The sequence below is a fragment of the Streptomyces sp. SID5785 genome (assembly GCF_009870065.1).
GTDB lineage: Bacteria > Actinomycetota > Actinomycetes > Streptomycetales > Streptomycetaceae > Streptomyces.
Window position 1 is genome coordinate 18,118 of sequence record NZ_WWIA01000779.1, and the last position, 20,992, is coordinate 39,109.

20 protein-coding genes and 1 tRNA gene are annotated in these 20,992 nt (G+C 71.3%); 12 read left to right on the top strand and 9 right to left on the bottom strand.

The genetic code is table 11. From position 1 onward, the window contains the following. Nucleotides 1-110 precede the first annotated feature (110 nt). The 5 genes from acs (at nucleotide 111) to GTW43_RS38240 (ending at nucleotide 5,569) form a co-directional block, all read left to right on the top strand. The gene (gene acs, locus GTW43_RS25365; protein WP_161304328.1) at nucleotides 111-2,102 is read left to right on the top strand and encodes an acetate--CoA ligase; all 1,992 of its coding nucleotides are present in this window, start codon (nucleotides 111-113) and stop codon (nucleotides 2,100-2,102) included. Between the two features lie 211 nt (nucleotides 2,103-2,313). Next, the gene (nhaA, locus tag GTW43_RS25370; protein ID WP_161304329.1) at nucleotides 2,314-3,738 is read left to right on the top strand and encodes a Na+/H+ antiporter NhaA; all 1,425 of its coding nucleotides are present in this window, start codon (nucleotides 2,314-2,316) and stop codon (nucleotides 3,736-3,738) included. 57 nt (nucleotides 3,739-3,795) lie between these two features. Next, nucleotides 3,796-4,305: a phage holin family protein gene (locus GTW43_RS25375; RefSeq protein ID WP_161304330.1), complete on the top strand. Its 510-nt coding sequence runs from the start codon at nucleotides 3,796-3,798 to the stop codon at nucleotides 4,303-4,305. Then, entirely contained in the window at nucleotides 4,302-5,255 is a 954-nt protein-coding gene (locus GTW43_RS25380) for an alpha/beta hydrolase (RefSeq protein WP_161304331.1), read from the top strand. The genes GTW43_RS25375 and GTW43_RS25380 overlap by 4 nt, the downstream gene beginning before the upstream one ends. A 128-nt stretch (nucleotides 5,256-5,383) precedes the next feature. Next, nucleotides 5,384-5,569, top strand: a complete 186-nt coding sequence (locus tag GTW43_RS38240; protein ID WP_161304332.1) for a hypothetical protein — start codon at nucleotides 5,384-5,386, stop codon at nucleotides 5,567-5,569. Nucleotides 5,570-5,595: 26 nt separating this feature from the next. Here the strand turns inward: GTW43_RS38240 and GTW43_RS25390 are convergent, their stop codons facing one another. The 3 genes from GTW43_RS25390 to nth form a co-directional block, all read right to left on the bottom strand. Further along, the gene (locus tag GTW43_RS25390) at nucleotides 5,596-6,795 is read right to left on the bottom strand and encodes a MarP family serine protease (RefSeq protein ID WP_161304333.1); all 1,200 of its coding nucleotides are present in this window, start codon (nucleotides 6,793-6,795) and stop codon (nucleotides 5,596-5,598) included. Nucleotides 6,796-6,808: 13 nt separating this feature from the next. Further along, nucleotides 6,809-7,585, bottom strand: coding sequence for a CoA pyrophosphatase (locus GTW43_RS25395; protein ID WP_161304334.1), 777 nt, complete (start codon nucleotides 7,583-7,585; stop codon nucleotides 6,809-6,811). 143 nt (nucleotides 7,586-7,728) lie between these two features. Beyond that, on the bottom strand, nucleotides 7,729-8,703 hold the full coding sequence (gene nth, locus GTW43_RS25400) for an endonuclease III (protein ID WP_343246112.1): 975 nt from the start codon (nucleotides 8,701-8,703) through the stop codon (nucleotides 7,729-7,731). A 200-nt stretch (nucleotides 8,704-8,903) separates the two neighbouring features. Between nth and GTW43_RS25405 the strand changes: the two genes are divergently transcribed. Both GTW43_RS25405 and GTW43_RS25410 read left to right on the top strand, forming a co-directional pair. After that, nucleotides 8,904-9,578: a Crp/Fnr family transcriptional regulator gene (locus GTW43_RS25405; protein WP_161304336.1), complete on the top strand. Its 675-nt coding sequence runs from the start codon at nucleotides 8,904-8,906 to the stop codon at nucleotides 9,576-9,578. Between the two features lie 106 nt (nucleotides 9,579-9,684). Continuing rightward, nucleotides 9,685-10,587, top strand: a complete 903-nt coding sequence (locus GTW43_RS25410) for a sigma-70 family RNA polymerase sigma factor (protein WP_161304337.1) — start codon at nucleotides 9,685-9,687, stop codon at nucleotides 10,585-10,587. An 18-nt stretch (nucleotides 10,588-10,605) separates the two neighbouring features. Here GTW43_RS25410 and GTW43_RS25415 read toward each other — a convergent pair whose 3' ends face one another. The 4 genes from GTW43_RS25415 to GTW43_RS25430 all read right to left on the bottom strand — a co-directional run bounded on the left by GTW43_RS25415 (nucleotide 10,606) and on the right by GTW43_RS25430 (nucleotide 13,031). Beyond that, complete coding sequence (locus tag GTW43_RS25415; RefSeq protein ID WP_161304338.1) at nucleotides 10,606-11,445, bottom strand: MBL fold metallo-hydrolase; 840 nt, start codon at nucleotides 11,443-11,445, stop codon at nucleotides 10,606-10,608. Beyond that, a complete protein-coding gene (locus GTW43_RS25420; protein WP_161304339.1) occupies nucleotides 11,442-12,317 on the bottom strand; it encodes an NUDIX hydrolase in 876 nt (291 codons plus the stop codon). Before GTW43_RS25420 ends, GTW43_RS25415 begins: the two co-directional genes overlap by 4 nt. 85 nt (nucleotides 12,318-12,402) lie before the next feature. Then, the gene (locus GTW43_RS25425; protein ID WP_161304340.1) at nucleotides 12,403-12,870 is read right to left on the bottom strand and encodes a RidA family protein; all 468 of its coding nucleotides are present in this window, start codon (nucleotides 12,868-12,870) and stop codon (nucleotides 12,403-12,405) included. Continuing rightward, nucleotides 12,867-13,031 carry a DUF4177 domain-containing protein gene (locus tag GTW43_RS25430; protein WP_073494871.1) on the bottom strand — a complete coding sequence of 55 codons (165 nt, stop codon included), beginning with the start codon at nucleotides 13,029-13,031 and terminating at the stop codon, nucleotides 12,867-12,869. The genes GTW43_RS25425 and GTW43_RS25430 overlap by 4 nt, the downstream gene beginning before the upstream one ends. An 85-nt stretch (nucleotides 13,032-13,116) precedes the next feature. Here GTW43_RS25430 and GTW43_RS25435 point away from each other — a divergent pair, with 85 nt between their 5' ends. Next, nucleotides 13,117-14,088: an ArsA-related P-loop ATPase gene (locus GTW43_RS25435; protein WP_161304341.1), complete on the top strand. Its 972-nt coding sequence runs from the start codon at nucleotides 13,117-13,119 to the stop codon at nucleotides 14,086-14,088. Further along, nucleotides 14,085-15,356, top strand: coding sequence for an ArsA family ATPase (locus tag GTW43_RS25440; protein ID WP_161304342.1), 1,272 nt, complete (start codon nucleotides 14,085-14,087; stop codon nucleotides 15,354-15,356). Before GTW43_RS25435 ends, GTW43_RS25440 begins: the two co-directional genes overlap by 4 nt. Nucleotides 15,357-15,587: 231 nt before the next feature. Here the strand turns inward: GTW43_RS25440 and GTW43_RS25445 are convergent, their stop codons facing one another. Next, nucleotides 15,588-15,956, bottom strand: a complete 369-nt coding sequence (locus GTW43_RS25445; RefSeq protein WP_237536813.1) for a WhiB family transcriptional regulator — start codon at nucleotides 15,954-15,956, stop codon at nucleotides 15,588-15,590. 452 nt (nucleotides 15,957-16,408) lie between these two features. Here GTW43_RS25445 and GTW43_RS25455 point away from each other — a divergent pair, with 452 nt between their 5' ends. Further along, nucleotides 16,409-18,658, top strand: coding sequence for a transglycosylase domain-containing protein (locus GTW43_RS25455; RefSeq protein ID WP_161304344.1), 2,250 nt, complete (start codon nucleotides 16,409-16,411; stop codon nucleotides 18,656-18,658). 110 nt (nucleotides 18,659-18,768) lie between these two features. Here the strand turns inward: GTW43_RS25455 and GTW43_RS25460 are convergent, their stop codons facing one another. Next, entirely contained in the window at nucleotides 18,769-19,233 is a 465-nt protein-coding gene (locus GTW43_RS25460) for a GatB/YqeY domain-containing protein (protein ID WP_161304345.1), read from the bottom strand. A 76-nt stretch (nucleotides 19,234-19,309) separates the two neighbouring features. Between GTW43_RS25460 and GTW43_RS25465 the strand changes: the two genes are divergently transcribed. Together GTW43_RS25465 and GTW43_RS25470 are read left to right on the top strand one after the other, a co-directional pair. Continuing rightward, the gene (locus GTW43_RS25465) at nucleotides 19,310-20,251 is read left to right on the top strand and encodes a metallophosphoesterase (RefSeq protein ID WP_161304346.1); all 942 of its coding nucleotides are present in this window, start codon (nucleotides 19,310-19,312) and stop codon (nucleotides 20,249-20,251) included. Nucleotides 20,252-20,346: 95 nt separating this feature from the next. Further along, nucleotides 20,347-20,420 (top strand) — tRNA-Pro (locus GTW43_RS25470). Nucleotides 20,421-20,992: the final 572 nt, after the last annotated feature.

A 20,992-nucleotide genomic window follows, 5' to 3' on the forward strand; every position in this document is an offset into this window, starting at 1 on the left:
CGGGGTACCGGATCCATGCCGGCACCCCGGCGACAACAGGTCTAAACCATTTTCCTGGCGGCCCTTGTCAGCAGGGGTCGCCGTCTGATGAGCTGTGGCCTGGGACACAAATGTCGCCCCGGGCAAAGCACCGCAAGGGAGATGTCGTGAGCAACGAAAGCCTGGCCAACCTCTTGAAGGAGGAGCGACGCTTCGCGCCGCCCGCTGACCTGGCCGCGAGCGCCAACGTCACGGCGGAGGCGTACGAGCAGGCCAAGGCTGACCGGCTCGGCTTCTGGGCCGAGCAGGCCCGCCGCCTCAGCTGGGCCACCGAGCCGACCGAGACGCTGGACTGGTCGAACCCGCCCTTCGCGAAGTGGTTCGCGGACGGCAAGCTCAACGTCGCGTACAACTGCGTCGACCGCCACGTCGAGGCCGGCCACGGCGACCGCGTCGCGATCCACTTCGAGGGTGAGCCGGGCGACAGCCGGGCCATCACCTACGCCGAGCTCAAGGACGAGGTCAGCCGCGCGGCGAACGCCCTGACCGAGCTGGGCGTCGAGGCCGGCGACCGCGTCGCCGTCTACCTGCCGATGATCCCGGAAGCCGTCATCGCGATGCTCGCGTGCGCCCGGATCGGCGCCGCGCACTCCGTCGTCTTCGGCGGCTTCTCCGCCGACGCCATCGCCAAGCGCATCGAGGACGCCGACGCGAAGGTCGTTATCACCTCCGACGGCGGCTACCGCCGGGGCAAGCCCTCCGCCCTCAAGCCGGCCGTCGACGAGGCGCTCACCCGCGTGTCGGTCGACAGGGTCCTCGTCGTGCAGCGCACGAAGCAGGACGTCGCCTGGACCGAGGGCCGCGACGTGTGGTGGCACGACGTCGTCGGCAAGCAGTCCACGGAGCACACGCCCGAGGCCTTCGACGCCGAGCAGCCGCTCTTCATCCTCTACACGTCCGGGACGACGGGGAAGCCGAAGGGCATCCTGCACACGTCCGGCGGCTACCTGACGCAGGCCAGCTACACCCACCACGCCGTCTTCGACCTCAAGCCTTCGAGCGACGTCTACTGGTGCACCGCCGACATCGGCTGGGTCACCGGCCACTCCTACATCACGTACGGCCCCCTCTCGAACGGCGCGACGCAGGTCATCTACGAGGGCACCCCGGACACCCCGCACCAGGGCCGGTTCTGGGAGATCGTGCAGAAGTACGGCGTCACGATCCTCTACACGGCGCCCACCGCGATCCGCACGTTCATGAAGTGGGGCGACGACATCCCCGCGAAGTTCGACCTGTCGAGCCTGCGGGTGCTCGGGTCGGTCGGCGAGCCGATCAACCCCGAGGCCTGGGTCTGGTACCGGAAGAACATCGGCGCCGACACGTGCCCCGTCGTCGACACCTGGTGGCAGACCGAGACCGGCGCGATCATGATCTCGCCGCTGCCGGGCGTCACCGAGACCAAGCCGGGCTCCGCCCAGCGCGCCCTGCCGGGCATCTCCGCGACGGTCGTCGACGACGAGGCGCACGAGGTGCCGGACGGCGGTGGCGGCTACCTGGTCCTGACCGAGCCGTGGCCGTCGATGCTGCGCACCATCTGGGGCGACGACCAGCGGTTCATCGACACGTACTGGTCCCGCTTCGAGGGCAAGTACTTCGCCGGTGACGGTGCGAAGAAGGACGACGACGGCGACATCTGGCTGCTGGGCCGGGTCGACGACGTCATGCTCGTCTCCGGGCACAACATCTCGACGACCGAGGTCGAGTCCGCGCTCGTCTCGCACCCCGCCGTCGCCGAGGCCGCCGTGGTCGGCGCCGCGGACGAGACGACCGGTCAGGCGATCGTCGCCTTCGTGATCCTGCGCGGCAGCGCGAACGCGGAGGACGAGTCGCTCGTCGCCGACCTGCGCAACCACGTGGGCACGACGCTCGGCCCGATCGCCAAGCCCAAGCGGGTTCTGCCGGTCGCCGAGCTGCCCAAGACGCGCTCCGGCAAGATCATGCGCCGTCTGCTGCGCGACGTCGCGGAGAACCGGGAGCTGGGTGACGTCACCACGCTCACCGACTCCTCCGTGATGGACCTCATCCAGACCAAGCTGCCCGCGGCGCCCAGCGAGGACTGACCTCGGCGGCACCCCCCGCAGCCCTTCGGAACGGGCATCCGGCGAACGCGCCGGATGCCCGTTTCGTGCGTATCGTGACGAACACCAGCACGCCCCGCCTCCACCCGGTAGGGTGACGTTCGCGTCAAGAACGCGTCATGATGTCCACAGGGTGTGCCGGGAAGTCTGGTCGGCGGTGTCCACAGCCGTACCTGACCGGAGGTTCCACCCCGTGAGCGCGCCGACGAAGAAGCCGTCCGACGAGACGGCGAAGAGTTCCCCGAAGGCCCTCGGCCGGCTCTCCCTGCCGGAGCGCACCTTCGTGGCCGACGCCCTGCGCACCGAGACCGTCGGCGGCGTCCTGCTCCTCGTCGCGGCCGTCGCCGCCCTCGTCTGGGCCAACGTGCCGGCGCTGCACCACAGCTACGAGACGGTCAGCGACTTCCACCTCGGCCCCGGCGCCCTCGGCCTGAACCTGTCGATCGAGCACTGGGCGGCCGACGGTCTCCTCGCCGTGTTCTTCTTCGTCGCCGGCATCGAGCTCAAGCGCGAACTCGTCGCCGGTGACCTGCGCGATCCGCGCGCCGCCGTCCTCCCGGTCGTCGCCGCGCTGTGCGGCATGGCGGTGCCCGCGCTGGTCTACACGCTGGTCAACACGGTCGGCGACGGATCGCTCGGCGGCTGGGCCGTGCCGACCGCCACCGACATCGCGTTCGCCCTCGCCGTGCTCGCCGTCATCGGCACCTCCCTGCCGAGCGCGCTGCGCGCCTTCCTGCTGACACTCGCGGTCGTCGACGACCTCTTCGCGATCCTGATCATCGCGGTGTTCTTCACCAGCGACCTGAACTTCGCCGCGCTCGGCGGCGCGTTCCTCGGTCTCGCCGTCTTCTGGCTGCTGCTCCGCAAGGGGGTGCGCGGCTGGTACGTGTACGTGCCGCTCGCGCTCGTGATCTGGGGCCTCATGTACAACAGCGGCGTCCACGCCACGATCGCCGGCGTCGCGATGGGCCTCATGCTGCGCTGCCACCGCACCGACGGTGAGGAGCACTCCCCCGGCGAGCACATCGAGCATCTGGTGCGGCCGCTGTCGGCGGGACTCGCGGTACCGCTGTTCGCCCTGTTCAGCGCGGGTGTCATGGTCTCGGGCGGCGCGCTCGGCGACGTCTTCACCCAGCCGGAGACGCTCGGCGTCGTGCTCGGCCTCGTCGTCGGCAAGGCCCTCGGCATCTTCGGCGGCACGTGGCTGACCGCCCGCTTCACCCGGGCGTCCCTGTCCGACGAGCTGGCCTGGCCGGACGTCTTCGCGGTCGCCACGCTCGCCGGGATCGGCTTCACGGTGTCCCTGCTGATCGGGGAACTCGCCTTCACCGACGACCCCGTCCTGACCGACGAGGTCAAGGCGGCGGTGCTGTGCGGCTCGCTGATCGCCGCGCTCCTCGCCACCGTCCTGCTGAAGATCCGCAACGCCAAGTACCGCGCGCTGTGGGAGGACGAGGAGCGCGACGACGACGAGAGCGGGGTGCCCGACATCTACGAACAGGACGATCCGGCGTACCACCTCCGGATGGCCGAGATCCACGAGAGGAAGGCCGCGGAACACCGAAGGCGTGCCGAAGTGGCGGGCGGGGCAGGCGACGACGACGAGCGTCCGGCATGATCTGAGACCTACAGTCCGCCACGGAAGCATCCGCTACAGAAGAACAGGGAGTATGCGATGAGCGCACCCGACGGCAGCCCGGTCGGCGCCGAACGCAGCATCGGCCAGCTGTTCGCCTCGGCGACGACCGAGATGTCCGCACTGGTGCACGACGAGATCGCCCTCGCGAAGGTGCAGCTGAAGCGGGACGTCAAGCGCGGGGCCATGGGCGGTGTCGCGTTCATCGTCGCCGCCACCGTACTGATCTTCTCGCTGCCGATGCTGAGCTTCGCCCTGGCCTACGGCATCAACGCCTGGACCGGCGGGCACAACGGCGACGGCGGCTGGAACCTCGCCTGGTGCTTCCTGCTCTCCTTCGCGGGCAGCCTCCTCCTCGCGGGCCTGCTCGGCGCCATCGGTGCCGTGTTCGCCAAGAAGGCGAAGAAGGGCAAGGGCCCGCAGAAGGTCGCCTCCTCGGTCAAGGAGACGGCGGGCGTACTCCAGAACGCCAAGCCGCACCCCCGACAGGTGACGCCGGGCGACCGTGTCCCCGAGGCCATCGAGGCTGTGGCACGCTCGTCTTCATGACGGACCCCGCCACCCCATCGGCCCAGCCGCCCACCTCGGTCGTACGACTCGACGTGCCCGGCGGCATGGAAGTGCACCACCGGGACGTCGCGGCCAACGGCGCGCGCTTCCACATCGCCGAGCTGGGTGACGGGCCGCTCGTGCTGCTGCTGCACGGGTTCCCGCAGTTCTGGTGGACGTGGCGGCACCAGCTCGTCGCGCTCGCCGACGCCGGGTTCCGGGCCGTGGCGATGGACCTGCGCGGCGTGGGCGGCAGCGACCGCACCCCGCGCGGCTACGACCCGGCGAACCTGGCGCTCGACATCACCGGCGTCGTGCGCTCGCTCGGCGAGCCGGACGCCGCGCTCGTCGGCCACGACCTCGGCGGCTACCTCGCCTGGACCGCGGCGGCGATGCGGCCCAAGCTGGTGCGCCGGCTCGTCGTGTCGTCGATGCCGCACCCGCGGCGCTGGCGCTCGGCGATGCTCTCCGACCTCAAGCAGACCTCGGCCGGCTCCTCCGTGTGGGGGTTCCAGCGGCCGTGGGTGCCCGAGCGTCAGCTCGTCGCGGACGACGGGGCGTTGGTGGGCCGGCTCGTGCGCGACTGGTCGGGGCCGAACCAGCCGGACGACAAGGCCGTCGACGCCTACCGCCAGGCCATGTGCATCCCCTCCACCGCGCACTGCTCGGTCGAGCCGTACCGCTGGCTGGTCCGCTCGCTGGCCCGGCCGGACGGCATCCAGTTCTACCGGCGCATGAAGCGTCCGGTGCGGGTACCGACCCTGCATCTGCACGGCTCGCTCGACCCCGTGATGCGCACGCGCAGTGCCGCGGGCTCCGGCGAGTACGTCGAAGCCCCCTACCGCTGGCGGCTGTTCGACGGGCTCGGGCACTTCCCGCACGAGGAGGACCCGGTGGCGTTCTCCAACGAGCTGGTCAACTGGCTGAAGGACCCCGAGCCGGACCGGTAGCCGCATGTGGGGCGTCCGGTGTCCGGGGAGGAACACCTGTCCTACGAACAGCCAATTGCCCGGCGCATAAGCCAATTGGGCGCGGCCGGGGAGGTTACCGACCATGAGGCCCGGGCACACGTCGGGGTATGGGCTGGACGCACGACTACAGTGACGCAGCACGCACCCGCCGCCCCGCGATGACGCTGGGCTCACCCCGGAGGGGAGCGCCGCAGGACCTCGCGGCGCACGATCCCCGGCTGGGTATTCCGCGCATCCTGCGGCGCAGGGCCCGGTGGGTGTCCGCCCGGCTCCGGCACAGCAGCCGCGACTGACCCCTCGCACCGCGGGCCACCGGTCCTCACAGGGCGCAGGCGTCCGTGTCGACCTCCTGGACCGCCGAGCGGCCCTGCTCGATGTCGCTGCGGATCTCGTCGCCGGTCAGGGCGTATCCCGTGTCCGCGTCGTCCAAGGACTTGGCGAAGACCACGCCGTAGACCTGGCCGTCCGGCGTCAGCAGCGGGCCGCCCGAGTTGCCCTGACGGACCGTCGCGTACAGGGAGTACACGTCGCGCTGGACGGTGCCCCGGTGGTAGATGTCCGGCCCGTTGGCCGTGATGCGGCCGCGCAGGCGGGCGGGGCGCACGTCGTACGCGCCGTTCTCGGGGAAGCCGGCGACGATGGCGCCGCCGCCGCGCTGCGCGTCCGTCGGTGTGAAACGCAGCGGGGGCGCCTTCAGCTCCGGCACGTCGAGGACCGCGATGTCGCGCTTCCAGTCGTAGAGGACGACCTTCGCGTCGTAGCGCACGCCCTCGCCGCCTATCTGGACGGTGGGCTCGTCGACCCCGCCGACCACATGCGCGTTCGTCATGACGCGGCGGTCGGCGAAGACGAAGCCGGTGCCTTCCAGGACCTTGCCGCAACTGGGCGCCTGGCCCACGACCTTGACGATCGACCGCTTCGCGGAGGTCGCGACGGCGCTCTTGGCGAGGGCCTGGTCCGGCGGGCGGACCTCGGCGATCGGCTCGTTGGCGAACGGGCTGAAGACCTGGGGGAAACCGTTCTGCGCAAGGGTGGAGGAGAAGTCCGCGAACCAGGTGTCCGCCTGGGTGGGCAGCGCCTGCGAGACCCCGAGCAGCACCTTGGAGCTGCGGACCTCCTTGCCCAGCGTCGGCAGCGTCGTCCCGGCGAGCGCGGAACCTATCAGCCAGGCCACCAGGAGCATCGCCGCGACATTGACCACGGCACCGCCCGTCGCGTCCAGCGCACGGGCGGGGGACCAGGTGATGTACCGGCGCAGCTTGTTGCCCAGGTGTGTGGTGAAGGCCTGGCCGACCGAGGCGAAGACGATCACCACGATCACGGCGACGACCGCGGCCGCCGTCGTGACCTGTGCGTCGTCGGTGGCCGCCGACCAGATCACGGGGAGCACGTAGACCGCGACGAGTCCGCCGCCGAGGAATCCGATCACCGACAGGATGCCGACGACGAACCCCTGGCGGTAACCGACGATCGCGAACCACAGGGCGGCGGCGAGCAACAGGATGTCCAGCACATTCACGGGGGCCACCCTGTCATGAGCGCCAGTCGAGCGGGACCGACTTCTCCCGGTCCCAGGGCTTCTCCCATCCCGCGAAGTGCAGCAGTCTGTCGATCACGCCGGCCGTGAAACCCCAGACCAGGGCGGATTCCACCAGGAAGGCGGGGCCGTGGTGGCCGCTGGGGTGACGGGCCGTCGCCCTGTTCGCCGGGTCCGTGAGATCGGCCACCGGGACCGTGAAGACCCGGGCCGTCTCCGCGGGGTCCACGGCCGCGACCGGCGTCGGCACCCGCCACCAGCCGAGCACCGGCGTCACGACGAACCCGCTCACCGGGATGTACAGCTTCGGGAGCTGGCCGAAGAGCTGGACGCCGCTCGGGTCCAGGCCCGTCTCCTCCCAGGCCTCGCGCAGCGCGGCCCGCAGCGGGCCCTCGGCGCGCGGGTCCCCGTCCTCCGGGTCGAGGGCTCCGCCGGGGAACGACGGCTGGCCCGCGTGCGAGCGCAGCGAGCCCGCCCGCTCCATCAGCAGCAGCTCGGGGCCTCGCTCGCCCTCACCGAACAGGATCAGCACCGCGGACTGCCGGCCCGCGCCGTCCGCGGGCGGCAGGAAGCGGCTGAGCTGCTCGCCGCGGACCGTCGCGGCGGCCTCGGCGACCGGGTCGAGCCAGTCCGGCAGGCCCGCCGTGCGCAGCGTGACGTCCGCACCGGCGACCGGTCCGGCGACCGGCCCGGCCGCGCCCTCGTGCGGACCGCCGCTGCCGCCCCTGCCGGTGTCGCCGCCGGTCCCGCGGATCTCGCTCACGTGCTTCATCGCCGCCCCCATGACTCTCGTGATGGGCCCAACGCCCGACCGCCCTTCGTTCGTTCCCCCGTCACCCGTCAGGAGGACCAGGAGGACCCCCGGCCAGGAGGCCCCCCAGCCCCAGGAGGACCCCCGGCCCAGGAGGATCCCTGTCAGGAGGATCCCAGCGGCGGGGCCGGCAGCCCGCCCGCGTCCAGGTAGGACTGCGGCGGCTTGAGGCGCTGGCCCGGCAGGCCGCCCTTCTCGTACTTGAGCAGCTTCTTCGCCTTCTCCGGGTCCGTCTCGCCCTCCCCGTAGGCCGGGCAGAGCGGGGCGATCGGACAGGCGCCGCAGGCCGGCTTGCGGGCGTGGCAGATCCGGCGGCCGTGGAAGATCACGTGATGGCTGAGCATCGTCCACTGACTCTTCGGGAACAGCTCGCCGACCGCCTTCTCTACCTTGTCCGGATCGGTCTCCTCGGTCCACTTCCAGCGCCGCACCAGGCGCCCGAAGTGCGTGTCGACCGTGATGCCGGGGCGCCCGAACGCGTTGCCCAGGACCACGAAGGCCGTCTTGCGGCCGACGCCGGGCAGCTTGACCAGGTCCTCGAGCCGGCCGGGCACCTCCCCGCCGAACTCCTCGGTGAGCACCTTCGCGAGGCCCATGATCGACTTCGTCTTGGCGCGGAAGAAGCCGGTCGGCCGGATCAACTCCTCGACCTTCTCCGGATTCGCCGCCGCGAGGTCCTCGGGAGCCGGATACGCGGCGAACAGCGCGGGGGTCGTCTGATTCACCCTCAGGTCCGTCGTCTGCGCGGACAGCACCGTGGCGACGACCAGCTGGTACGCGTTCTCGAAGTCGAGCTCCGGGTGGGCGTACGGGTACGTCTCCGCGAGCTCCCGGTCGATCTTCCGCGCCCGGCGCACGAGCGCGACCCTGCTCTCGGGCTTCGGCGCGGCCTTCTTCCGGGCCGGGGCCTTCGCGGCCGGGCTCTTCGCGGCCGGGGTCTTCTTCGCTGGCATCGGCTGGACGGCCTTCCCTGGGCGGACAGAAGGGTGGTTCCACGCCTGTTCGCCCACAGCGGAATCGGGGTGGGCGGGCACCGCGCCGACCCCCTCCACCTGCGGTCTCACGGGCGTTCTGGACACCCGGCCAGCCTAAAGGGAGCCACCGACATCCGTCGGTGAGCCACCGGATCGGCCCCCGATTGGCCCCCTCCCCCTCGGGTTGTGACGCGCGTGCGGCAGACTTGTGTCTGAGTGACTGATCACACTGTTTGGACCGTCCGGCAAAATGGGGACCGGTAAACACCGTGCCCCACGGTGCAGGCGACATAGGAGAGAAACTCGTGGACGACGTTCTGCGGCGCGCCCCGCTGTTCGCGGCGCTCGATGACGAGCAGGCCGCGGAGCTCCGCGCCTCCATGAGTGAGGTGACCCTCGCACGCGGCGACGCGCTGTTCCACGAGGGCGACCCCGGCGACCGGCTGTACGTGGTCACCGAGGGCAAGGTGAAGCTCCACCGCACCTCCCCGGACGGCCGGGAGAACATGCTGGCCGTGCTCGGTCCCGGCGAGCTCATCGGCGAGCTCTCCCTGTTCGACCCCGGCCCGCGCACCGCGACCGCCAGCGCGCTGACCGAGGTGAAGCTCCTCGGCCTCGGCCACGGCGACCTCCAGCCCTGGCTGAACGCGCGCCCGGAGGTGGCCTCCGCGCTGCTGCGCGCCGTCGCCCGCCGACTGCGCAAGACCAACGACCAGATGTCCGACCTGGTCTTCTCCGACGTGCCGGGCCGTGTCGCCCGTGCGCTGCTCGACCTGTCGCGCCGCTTCGGCGTGCAGTCCGAGGAGGGCATCCACGTCGTGCACGACCTCACGCAGGAAGAGCTGGCCCAGCTGGTCGGCGCCTCCCGCGAGACGGTCAACAAGGCGCTGGCCGACTTCGCGGGCCGCGGCTGGCTCCGCCTGGAGGCCCGCGCGGTGATCCTTCTGGACGTGGAGCGCCTCGCCAAGCGTTCGCGCTGATCCGCACGCCCCGGCCTGCGACGACGGGTCCCGCCACTCCACGGTGGCGGGACCCGTCGTCGTGGGCCCGCCCGCACGGCCTCGCAGAGACGGAGAGACGCCCGCCATGACCTCGACTCCCCCGCCGCGGGACGACGCCGCGCTCGCCGTGCTCTTCGAGGCGGAGCGGCCCCGGCTGCGGGCCGTGGCGTACCGGATGCTGGGCTCCTTCAGCGAGGCGGAGGACGCGGTCCAGGAGGCGTGGCCGCGGCTCCAGCGCGACGGCGCCGCCGAGGTGCGCAACCTGTCCGGCTGGCTGACCACCGTCGTGGGCCGGATCTGCCTCGACATGCTGCGCACCCGCACCTCGCGCCGGGAGGACCCGCTCGAGGAGGGCGGCGCCGCCGAGATCCACGTGCCCGACCCCGTCGTACGGCCCCTGGACCCGGTGCACGAGGCCGAGCTGGCCGACTCCGTCGGGCTCGCGCTGCTCGTCGTGCTCGACACGCTGGCGCCCGCCGAGCGGCTCGCGTTCGTCCTGCACGACATGTTCGCCGTGCCGTTCGAGGACCTCGCGCCGATCGTGGAGCGCACCCCGGCCGCGACCCGGCAGCTGGCCAGCCGGGCCCGGCGCCGCGTGCAGGGTCAGGTGCCGCCTCCCGACACGGACCTGGCCCGCCAGCGCGAGGTGGTCGCCGCCTGGGTGGCGGCCTCGCGCGCGGGCGACTTCGAGGCCCTGCTCGAACTCCTCGACCCGGACGTCCTGTTGCGGGTCGACGCGGGCCCCGGCACCGCCTCGAAGCTGGTGCGCGGCGCACTCGAGGTCGCCGGGCAGGCCGCCCTGTACGGCCGTCTCGCCCCGTTCTCGTACGCGGCGGTCGTCGGCGACGGGTTCGGCGTCGTGGCCGTGCCGAACGGGACGCCGACCTCGGTCCTCGCGCTCACCGTGCGCGGCGGGCGGATCGTGGAGATCGACATCATCGTCGACCCGCAGCGGCTGGCCGGGATCGACGCCCGCTGGCCCGAGTAGGGCCGTCCCGGGCCAGGGCTACGGCGCCTGGATCAGCCCGTGCTCGCGCAGGTACTCGAGCTGGGCCAGGACCGACAGCTCGGCCGCCGGCCACAGCGAGCGGTCGACGCCCGCGTAGACGTGCGCGACGACCTCGGACGCGGTGCGCAGCCCGTTCTCCACGGCCGTCTCGACCTGCGCGAGCCGGTTCGCCCGGTGCGCGAGGTAGAACTCGACGGCGCCCTGCGCGTCCTCCAGGACCGGCCCGTGGCCCGGCAGCACCGTGTGCACGCCGTCGTCGACCGTCAGCGAACGCAGCCGGCGCAGCGAGTCGAGGTAGTCGCCGAGCCGGCCGTCGGGGTGCGCGACGACGGTCGTGCCGCGCCCGAGGATCGTGTCGCCGGTCAGCACGGCCCGGTCGGCCGGCAGATGGAAGCAGAGCGAGTCGGCGGTGTGGCCCGGCGTCGGCACGACCCGCAGCTCCAGGCCGCCCGTCGTGACGACGTCACCCGCGGCCAGGCCCTCGTCGCCGAGCCGCAGCGCCGGGTCGAGCGCCCGGACCTTCGTCCCGGTCAGCTCGGCGAACCGGCCCGCGCCCTCGGCGTGGTCGGGGTGGCCGTGCGTGAGGAGGGTCAGCGCGACGCGCTTGCCGAGCTTCTCGGCGCTCGCCACGACGTGCGTGAGGTGCGCGTCGTCGAGCGGGCCCGGGTCGATGACGACCGCGAGGTCGCTGTCCGGCTCGGCGACGATCCAGGTGTTGGTCCCGTCGAGGGTCATCGCGGAGGCGTTGGGCGCCAGCACGTTGACCGCGCGGGCGGTGGCGGGGCCGGAGAGCACCCCGCCGCGGGGCTGCCCCGGCAGGGCTGCCGCGTCCGTCATGATCCGTCTCCCCCTGTGCTCCCGGTCGGGATGTGCTTGGTGAACTCGTCGTGCCCCGGCCAGGACAGCACCAACTCGTCGCCGTCCAGCCGGGCTTGTGCGAGGACCGGGGTCAGATCGCGGCCGCCCGCCCCGGCGAGCGCCGCGTCCACCGACCCGTGCGCGGCGAGGGTGCGCAGCGTCGCGATCGTCGGGGGCATCATCGACAGCTCCCCGCGGTCGTAGGAGGCCGCCGCCTCACCCGGCCTGATCCACACCGTGCGGTCGGCCTCGGACGAGTCGTCGCTGGTGCGCTGGCCCGCCGGGAGCGCGGCCACGAAGAACCAGGTGTCGTAGCGGCGCGGCTCGAACTCGGGGGTGATCCAGCGGGCCCACGCGCCCAGCAGGTCGGAGCGCAGCACCAGCCCGCGGCCCCGCAGGAACTCGGCGAAGGACAGCTCCCGGTCGACCAGCGCCTGCCGGTCGGCGGTCCACCCGGCGCCCGTCGTGTCGTCGACGACGCTGTCCGGCGTGGGCCCGGCGAGCAGCACGCCCGCCTCCTCGAAGGTCTCCCGCACGGCCGCGCACACGATCGCCTGGGCGTCCCGCTCGGCGACGCCGAGGCGCACCGCCCACTCCTTGCGGGAGGGGCCGGCCCAGCGGACCTGACGGTCCTCGTCGCGCGGGTCGACGCCGCCGCCGGGATAGGCGTAGGCACCCGCAGCGAAGGCCATCGACGTACGCCGGCGCAGCATGTGGACCTCGACGCCGCCCGCGTCGCGCAGCAGCATCACGGTCGCCGCGCGCCGGGGCGTCGCGGGAGTCAGCGTGCCGGCGGCGAGAGCGCGGATCCGGTCCGGCCACTCGGGGGGATACCACTGCCCGTTTGCCATGGCCGGAGGCTATCCCGCGACGGGCGGATGTTCGAGAGGCATCCGGCGGCCTCCCCGGCATCCGCCCGCCGCGGGACGGTCCCGCTCACGCCTCGGTGAGCTCCACCTGGATCTCGACCTCGACCGGGGCGTCCAGCGGCAGCACCGCGACACCGACCGCGCTGCGGGCGTGCACGCCCTTGTCGCCGAGGACCTCACCGAGCAGCTCGCTCGCGCCGTTGATCACTCCGGGCTGGCCGGTGAAGTCCTGCGCGGAGGCGACGAACCCGACGACCTTCACGACGCGCGCGACGCGGTCCAGGTCACCGGCGACCGACTTGACCGCCGCCAGCGCGTTCAGCGCGCAGGTACGGGCCAGGTCCTTGGCCTCCTCGGCGGTGACCTCGGCGCCGACCTTGCCGGTCAGCGGCAGCTTGCCGTCGACCATGGGCAGCTGGCCCGCCGTGTACACGTGGACGCCGGACTGCACGGCCGGCTGGTACGCGGCGACCGGCGGCACGACGGGCGGCAGGGTGAGCCCGAGCTCGGTCAGCCGGGCCTCCACCGCGCTCATGCCTGCTTCTCGCGCTTCAGGTACGCCACCAGCTGCTCCGGGTTGTTCGGCCCCGGCACGACCTGGACCAGCTCCCAGCCGTCCTCGCCCCACGTGTCCAGGATCTGCTTCGTCGCGTGCACGAGGAGCGGCACGGTCGCGTATTCCCACTTCTTTGCCATGGGGGCGACTGTAGCCGCCGAACCCACCCGCGACGTTCCGGAGGCTCCTGCGTGATCCGGGCACCTACTGGTTAGGCTCGCATACGTGAGCAGGCTCCAGGTCGTCAGCGGCAAGGGCGGTACCGGAAAGACCACGGTCGCCGCCGCACTCGCGCTCGCCCTCGCGACCGAGGGGAAGCGCACACTTCTGGTGGAGGTGGAGGGCAGGCAGGGCATCGCACAGCTCTTCGAGACCGAGACGCTCCCCTACGAGGAGCGGAAGATCGCCGTCGCTCCGGGCGGCGGAGAGGTGCACGCGCTCGCCATCGATCCCGAGCTGGCGCTGCTCGACTACCTCCAGATGTTCTACAAGCTGGGCGGCGCGGGCCGCGCCCTGAAGAAGCTCGGCGCGATCGACTTCGCGACGACGATCGCGCCCGGCCTGCGGGACGTCCTGCTGACCGGCAAGGCCTGCGAGGCCGTCCGCCGCAAGGACAGGAGCGGGCGGTACGTGTACGACCACGTCGTCATGGACGCGCCCCCGACCGGTCGCATCACCCGCTTCCTGAACGTGAACGACGAGGTGGCCGGGCTCGCCCGGATCGGCCCGATACACAACCAGGCGCAGGCGGTCATGCGCGTCCTCAAGTCCCGCGAGACCGCGGTGCACCTGGTCACGCTCCTGGAGGAGATGCCGGTCCAGGAGACGCTCGACGGGGTCGCCGAGCTGCGCGCGGCGAAGCTGCCCGTCGGACAGATCATGGTCAACATGGTGCGTCCCGCGCTCCTCGACGAGGACGCCCTCGCGCTGGCCCGCGACAAGTCCGTCCGCCCCGCAGTGGCCGAGGCCCTGACCGCGGCCGGGATCGGCAGCGCCAAGCGGCTCGCGGGCCCGCTCCTGACACAGGCCGGGGAGTACGCGGAGCGGTACGCCCTGGAGCGCACCCAGCGCGAGCTGCTCGCCGACGCCGGGCTCGGCCGGCGCGAACTGCCGCTGCTCACCGAGGGCCTGGACCTGGCGGGCCTGTACCGGCTCGCCAGGGAACTGCGCCGGCAAGGGACGGAGGGGCCCCGATGACGCTGGAACCACGCACCGCGCTCGACGTCGACCCGCTGCTCGACGACCCGGACACCCGCATCGTGGTGTGCTGCGGCAGCGGCGGCGTCGGCAAGACCACGACCGCCGCGGCGCTCGGCCTGCGCGCCGCCGAGCGCGGCCGCAAGGTCGTGGTGCTGACCATCGACCCGGCCCGCAGGCTCGCCCAGTCGATGGGCATCGACTCGCTGGACAACACACCGCGCCAGGTGAAGGGCATCGTCACCGCCGAGGGCGCGGAGGGCGGCGAACTGCACGCGATGATGCTCGACATGAAGCGCACCTTCGACGAGATCGTCGAGGCGCACGCGGACGAGGAGCGCGCGAAGGCGATCCTGTCCAACCCCTTCTACCAGTCGCTCTCCGCGGGCTTCGCCGGCACGCAGGAGTACATGGCGATGGAGAAGCTCGGCCAGCTGCGCGCGCGGGACGCGTGGGACCTGATCGTCGTCGACACCCCGCCGTCGCGCTCCGCGCTCGACTTCCTGGACGCCCCGAAGCGGCTCGGCTCCTTCCTCGACGGGAAGCTGATCCGGCTGCTCATGGCCCCGGCGAAGGTCGGTGGCCGCGCGGGCATGAAGTTCCTGAACGTCGGGATGTCGATGATGACCGGCACCCTCGGCAAGCTCCTGGGCGGTCAACTGCTGCGGGACGTGCAGACGTTCGTCGCCGCGATGGACACCACGTTCGGCGGTTTCCGGACGCGCGCGGACGCCACGTACAAGCTGCTGCAGGCACCCGGGACAGCGTTCCTCGTGGTGGCGGCGCCCGAGCGGGACGCGCTGCGCGAGGCCGCGTACTTCGTCGAGCGCCTGGCCGCCGAGCAGATGCCGCTGGCCGGTCTCGTGCTCAACCGCGTGCACGGCAGCGGCGCCGGCCGGCTGTCGGCCGAGCGCGCGCTCGCCGCCGCAGAAAATCTTGACGAGTCCGGCATTGTGGATCAGACGGGCGGGAAGGAACAGCTTCGTACCGAGGCTTCCCCCGAGCCGTCGCCCGATGCTTCGCCCGAGCCGTCACCCGAGGCTTCGCCCACCGTGCCGCAGCTGACCGCGGGCCTGCTGCGGCTGCACGCCGAGCGCATGCAGGTGGTCGCGCGCGAACAGCGCACCCGTGACCGCTTCACCGCCCTGCACCCCGAGGTCGCCGTGACCGAGGTCGCGGCGCTGCCCGGAGACGTCCACGACCTGTCGGGCCTGCGGGACATCGGCGACCGGCTCGCGGCCGGTGGTGCGCCGACGGGGTCCGCCTGAGCCGTACGTACCGCCTGAGCAGCACGGGGCGCGTGCGCCCGCGCGGGTGTCACCCACCGGCCCGGTCACCGGCTCACGGGCGGCCGTCGTCGCTGACGGCCACGCGTCGGAGCACGGCGGCGCCTCGGCGCACGACGGCTCGCCCGCCCGGCCGCGCACGGCGACCGGCCGTCTTCCCTCGTCCCTGCCGGCCGTCGTCGTCGACGGCCGCGTACGCGTCGTCCGGCTTCTCTACCCGACGGCCGCGTACCGGTCGTCCTCGCAGTACTCGTGCGAGGCGTCCGCCGCTTCCTCCGCGAGCTCGGCGGGCAGCAGCCCCGCCCCGCGCTCGTACTCCGTACGCGCCGTCTCAAGCAGCCGGCGCCACGAGGTCACGGTCGGCCGCCTGCGCAGCAGCGCGCGACGCTCCCGTTCCGTCATGCCGCCCCACACGCCGAACTCGACGCGATTGTCCAGCGCATCGGCGAGGCACTCGGTCCGCACGGGACATCCCGTGCACACCGCCTTCGCCCGGTTCTGCGCTGCTCCTTGAACGAACAGTTCATCCGGATCGGTAGTGCGGCAGGCCGCCTGCGCACTCCAGTCGACTACCCAGCCCATACCGGCGCCGTCCTCTCCCGAATCGAGGCTCCCCCACGGCGGCAGCGGCATATTCACCGCCGCCAGTTGAGGACGTTACGGAAGGTGGGCACAGCGCAACACCCCCTTCGGGCCCAATCTTGAATGGTCCGAACGGACTATGCGTAAGCGGCAGATCACCCGACGGAGTGACCGAGGGACATGCCTCATTACCCCGGCAAAACGGGACAGTTCACTTGCGCCACAACGGGCATCGAGTGACACACGGGGCGGATTCGGACACCTCCGGAGCCCCTGCTTCCGGGCACGCGGGCAGGGGTGGAAATGACTACAAGAAGCACGGAAAAAAGTGCCGGGAACGATTCGGGGTCGTCCCACGTCTTGATACGAGACCGCACTGCTGTGACAGTTGAGTGCAGCTTAGGCCAAGGCATATACGCCTGTCCGGAGAATCAGAACGTAGGCTGCCCCCCATGGGAAAGAAGCGCTCGGCCGGTGGCGGCGGCGGTCTGTCGCCGGCCCAACAGGCCGCCAAGTTCCTCGGCGTCAGCGTGCTCGCGGGAGCCGTCCTCGCCGGAATCGCACTGCCCGCGGCGGGCGCGCTGGGCCTCGCGGCCAAGGGATCGGTCGAGGGATTCGACGACATCCCGGCCAATCTGAAGACGCCCCCGCTCATGCAGCGCACCACGATCCTGGACGCCAAGGGCGGCACGATCGCGACCGTCTACGCGCGCGACCGCACGGTCGTCCCGCTCGACGAGATCTCGCCGTACATGCAGAAGGCGCTCGTCGCGATCGAGGACTCCCGTTTCTACGAGCACGGGGCCGTCGACGCCAAGGGCATCCTGCGCGCGATCAACGCCAACGCGCAGAACGGCGGCGTCTCCCAGGGCGCCTCCACCCTCACCCAGCAGTACGTCAAGAACGTCTTCATCGAGGAGGCCGGCGACGACCCCACCAAGGTCGCGCAGGCCACGCAGCAGACCATCGGCCGCAAGGTGAAGGAGCTGAAGTACGCGATCCAGGTGGAGGAGGAGCTCGGCAAGAAGAAGATCCTCGCCAACTACCTCAACATCACGTACTTCGGACAGCAGGCCTACGGCGTCGAGGCCGCGTCCCAGCGCTACTTCTCCAAGCACGCCAAGGACCTGAACGTGCAGGAGTCCGCCCTCCTCGCCGGCATCGTGCAGTCCCCGAGCCGCTACGACCCCGTCAACGACGAGGAAGAGGCCAAGCGCCGGCGCAACGTGGTGCTGCAGCGCATGGCCGAGGTGAAGGACATCTCCCAGCAGGAGGCCGACAAGGCCAAGGAGAGCCCGCTCGGCCTGAAGGTGAAGAGCCCGCAGAACGGCTGCATCACCGCCGTCAAGGACGCCGCCTTCTTCTGCGACTACGTCAAGCGCGTCTTCCTGAGCGACCCGGTCTTCGGCAAGACCCGCGAGGACCGCGTCAAGGTCTGGCAGCGCGGCGGCATGACGATCAAGACGACGCTGGACCCGCAGGCCCAGGAGTCCGTCCAGGCCTCGGTCAAGAGCCACGTCTACAAGTCGGACAAGGTCGCCACAGCCGTCACGCTCGTCGAGCCCGGCACCGGCAAGATCCTCGGCATGGGTCAGTCCCGCCCGTACGGCTCGGACTCCAAGTCGAACCAGACCGAGTACAACTACTCGGCCAACGCCGCGTTCGGTGGCTCCAACTACGGCTTCCCGACCGGTTCGACGTTCAAGCCGTTCCTCGCCGCGGCCGCGCTCGAGAACGGCAAGCCGGTGACGCAGGAGTACCCGGCGCCGTACGACATGCCGTACCCGAAGCAGGTACAGACGTGCAGCGGCAAGCCGTGGGTCAACGACGGCGGCTACAAGGTGGAGAACGAGAACGAGTCGGAGGTCGGCCCCTACCGCCTCAAGGAGGCGATGGAGAAGTCGGTCAACACCTACTTCGTGCAGATGCTGGGCGACACCGGCATGTGCCCCGTCGTCCAGATGACCGACAAGCTGGGCGTGGTCCAGGGCAACGGCCAGAAGGTCCCCGAGGTGCCGTCCTCGATGACCCTCGGTTCGACCGGTCTGTCACCGCTGACGATGGCCTCCGCGTACGCGGCGTTCGCGAACCGCGGCACGTACTGCACGCCGGTCGCCATCGAGTCGATCACCGGGCCGAACGGGAAGTCCCGCAAGGTCCCGCAGACGCAGTGCTCGAAGGCCATGTCCGAGGCCACCGCCGACAAGATCAACACTCTGCTGAGCGGCGTGACCGACTCCGGTACGGGTCAGAAGGCCGGCCTCTCGGACCGCGACAACGCGGGCAAGACCGGTACCACCGACGGCCGTAAGAACGCCTGGTTCGTCGGCTACACGCCGAACCTCTCCGGCGCGGTCTGGGTCGGCAGCCCCAGCCAGACGGTCAAGATGGAGAACATCCCGATCGGCGGCGTCTTCCAGGCACAGGTCTTCGGTGGCGAGGTCCCCGGTCCGATCTGGCGCGACGCGATGACGGGCGCACTGGCCAACCGGCCCGCCCCGACCTTCAACAAGGTCGACATCCCGGACCCCGACAAGCACAAGGACAAGGACAAGGACCGCGACAAGGGCCGGGACAAGGGCCACGACGACGCCAAGCCCGGCGACGGCGGCCACGACGACGACCCGTTCCCCGACGTCTCCCTCCCGCCGGACCTGATCGGCGGGAACGGGAACGGGGGCAACGGCGGCTGGCGCCACTGAGCCCTCCGGGCCCTGCCCGGACCGAGCAGAGCAGAGCAGAAGGAGGGGCGCCCCCGGCTGGGGGCGCCCCTCCTTTTCTGCGTCAGGGCCTCGGGCCTCGGGCCTCGGGGTCAGCCGAGCAGCAGGCGCTTCACCGTCGCGGCGACCCGGCCGCCCTCGGCCTTGTCCCCCACCTTCGGCTTCACGATCTTCATGACCTGGCCCATGGCCCGGCCGCCCTCGGCACCGGCCGCCTTGGCCTCCTCGACCGCCTGCGAGACGATCTGCTCCAGCTCGGCGTCGCTCATCTGCTGCGGCAGGTACTCGGCGAGCACCTCGCCCTCGGCCTTCTCGCGGGCGGCGGACTCGGCGCGCCCGCCCTTCTCGAAGGCCTCGGCCGCCTCACGGCGCTTCTTCGCCTCCTTGACGATCACCGCCTGCACCTCGTCGTCCGCGAGCTCGCGCTTCTCCTTGCCCGCGACCTCCTGGGTCGTGATCGCGGCGAGCGTCATCCGGAGCGTCGAGGAGCGCAGCTCGTCACGCCCCTTGATCGCGGCGTTGAGATCGTCCTGCAGCTTCGACTTGAGCGTGGTCATGACTCGATTGTCGCAGGTGCCACAGGACCGGCGCCCGCGGATTTCCGCGCCTCGCCCCGTCTGACACGATGGGCGTATGCGCGCGCGATACGGGATTCCCCTGAAGGTCTCAGCTGGCATCGCGGCGGCCGGGGCCGCCGGACTGGTCTACGCGGCAGGCTTCGAGGCCCGCTCCTTCCGCCTGCGCCGGGTGACGATCCCGGTACTGCCCGAGGGCATGCGGCCGCTGCGGGTCCTCCAGGTCTCCGACATCCACATGGTGAGCGGGCAGCGCAAGAAGCAGCGCTGGCTGCGCTCGCTGGCCGGGCTGCGCCCCGACTTCGTGATCAACACCGGGGACAACCTCTCCGACCCGGAGGGCGTCCCCGAGGTGCTCGACGCGCTCGGCCCGCTCATGGAGTTCCCCGGGGCGTACGTCTTCGGCTCCAACGACTACTACGGGCCCAGGCTGCGCAACCCGGCCCGGTACCTGCTCGAGAAGACCTCCGGCCGGCACGGGCTGAACGGCAACGCCCCGGCGGTCGGTGTCGTCCACAACCCCTGGGAGGGCCTGCGCGACGGCTTCGACGAGGCCGGCTGGCTCAACCTCACGAACACCCGCGGCACCCTCAAGGTCGCCGGCGTCGAGATCGGCCTCACCGGCCTGGACGACCCGCACATCAAGCGCGACCGGTACGCCGCGGTCGCGGGCGGCCCGCTGACCGGCCCCGACGTCTCCTTCGGCGTCGTGCACGCGCCCTACCTGCGCACCCTCGACTCCTTCACCGCCGACGGCTACCCGCTGATCCTCGCCGGCCACACCCACGGCGGCCAGCTCTGCATCCCCTTCTACGGCGCCCTCGTCACCAACTGCGACCTGGACACCGACCGCGTGAAGGGCCTCTCCACGCACGAGGCGGACGGCCACACGTCCTACCTGCACGTCTCCGCCGGCTGCGGCACCAACCGCTACACCCCGGTCCGCTTCGCCTGCCCGCCCGAGGCCACGCTCCTGACCCTCACAGCGGCCCGCGGCTGACCCCGGGAAAACCGGATTTCGTCTCAGGCCCTCGGTCCGCTAAAGTAATCGATGTCGCCGCGACCAGCAGGACAGCAGGCCGCGGAGCACGACATCGGGGTGTAGCGCAGCTTGGCAGCGCGCTTCGTTCGGGACGAAGAGGTCGTGGGTTCAAATCCCGCCACCCCGACAGCTGAAACACCAGGTCAAGGGCCTGATCCTCTCTGAGGGTCAGGCTCTTTCTGTATCTCCGGTGATCGTTTGGGAGAAATCTGGGAGAAGATCTTGGTCGGGGTCTCCCAGCGTGCAGCAGTCGAACCCACCTGACCGCCGCATCCCCGCATCCCCTCGCATGTGCGCGTTCGTGAACTGGGCGCCACGGGCTCTGGAGTCGCGCTGCTGACTCGTCTCGGCGATCCGGATGAACACCAGACGATCTTCCTGGACCACACCCATCGTCTCGCGACGATCTCGACCGGCCACATCTATCGCCTCAGTCCAGTCAAGGACCAGCGCGTGGGCGCCTACACACGCGCCTCCACGCGCCCTCACATGCACCCTCCTTGCGCCCCACACTCCCCTCTTACGGTCATGAGACAGCGAGGGCCGGAACGAAGTCCGACCCCGACGGGAGCAAGGTGCGGCAGATAGCCGCACCGACCTGGCGTCGGCCGGATCTGCCCGCCTTGGGGGATGGGGCGGTATGAGTGCTCGACGCAGAATTCATGACAGCTTCGAACAGGCAGTCCAGGCCGCTGTGTC

What these genes read in the sequence shown, in the direction of transcription:
- acs (WP_161304328.1), top strand. Translation starts at nt 111, where the DNA reads ATGTCGCCCCGGGCAAAGCACCGCAAGGGAGATGTCGTGAGCAACGAA.
- GTW43_RS25375 (WP_161304330.1), top strand. Translation starts at nt 3,796, where the DNA reads ATGAGCGCACCCGACGGCAGCCCGGTCGGCGCCGAACGCAGCATCGGC.
- GTW43_RS25380 (WP_161304331.1), top strand. Translation starts at nt 4,302, where the DNA reads ATGACGGACCCCGCCACCCCATCGGCCCAGCCGCCCACCTCGGTCGTA.
- GTW43_RS38240 (WP_161304332.1), top strand. Translation starts at nt 5,384, where the DNA reads ATGGGCTGGACGCACGACTACAGTGACGCAGCACGCACCCGCCGCCCC.
- GTW43_RS25395 (WP_161304334.1), bottom strand. Translation starts at nt 7,585, where the DNA reads ATGAAGCACGTGAGCGAGATCCGCGGGACCGGCGGCGACACCGGCAGG.
- GTW43_RS25410 (WP_161304337.1), top strand. Translation starts at nt 9,685, where the DNA reads ATGACCTCGACTCCCCCGCCGCGGGACGACGCCGCGCTCGCCGTGCTC.
- GTW43_RS25415 (WP_161304338.1), bottom strand. Translation starts at nt 11,445, where the DNA reads ATGACGGACGCGGCAGCCCTGCCGGGGCAGCCCCGCGGCGGGGTGCTC.
- GTW43_RS25420 (WP_161304339.1), bottom strand. Translation starts at nt 12,317, where the DNA reads ATGGCAAACGGGCAGTGGTATCCCCCCGAGTGGCCGGACCGGATCCGC.
- GTW43_RS25425 (WP_161304340.1), bottom strand. Translation starts at nt 12,870, where the DNA reads ATGAGCGCGGTGGAGGCCCGGCTGACCGAGCTCGGGCTCACCCTGCCG.
- GTW43_RS25430 (WP_073494871.1), bottom strand. Translation starts at nt 13,031, where the DNA reads ATGGCAAAGAAGTGGGAATACGCGACCGTGCCGCTCCTCGTGCACGCG.
- GTW43_RS25440 (WP_161304342.1), top strand. Translation starts at nt 14,085, where the DNA reads ATGACGCTGGAACCACGCACCGCGCTCGACGTCGACCCGCTGCTCGAC.
- GTW43_RS25445 (WP_237536813.1), bottom strand. Translation starts at nt 15,956, where the DNA reads ATGGGCTGGGTAGTCGACTGGAGTGCGCAGGCGGCCTGCCGCACTACC.
- GTW43_RS25455 (WP_161304344.1), top strand. Translation starts at nt 16,409, where the DNA reads ATGGGAAAGAAGCGCTCGGCCGGTGGCGGCGGCGGTCTGTCGCCGGCC.
- GTW43_RS25460 (WP_161304345.1), bottom strand. Translation starts at nt 19,233, where the DNA reads ATGACCACGCTCAAGTCGAAGCTGCAGGACGATCTCAACGCCGCGATC.
- GTW43_RS25465 (WP_161304346.1), top strand. Translation starts at nt 19,310, where the DNA reads ATGCGCGCGCGATACGGGATTCCCCTGAAGGTCTCAGCTGGCATCGCG.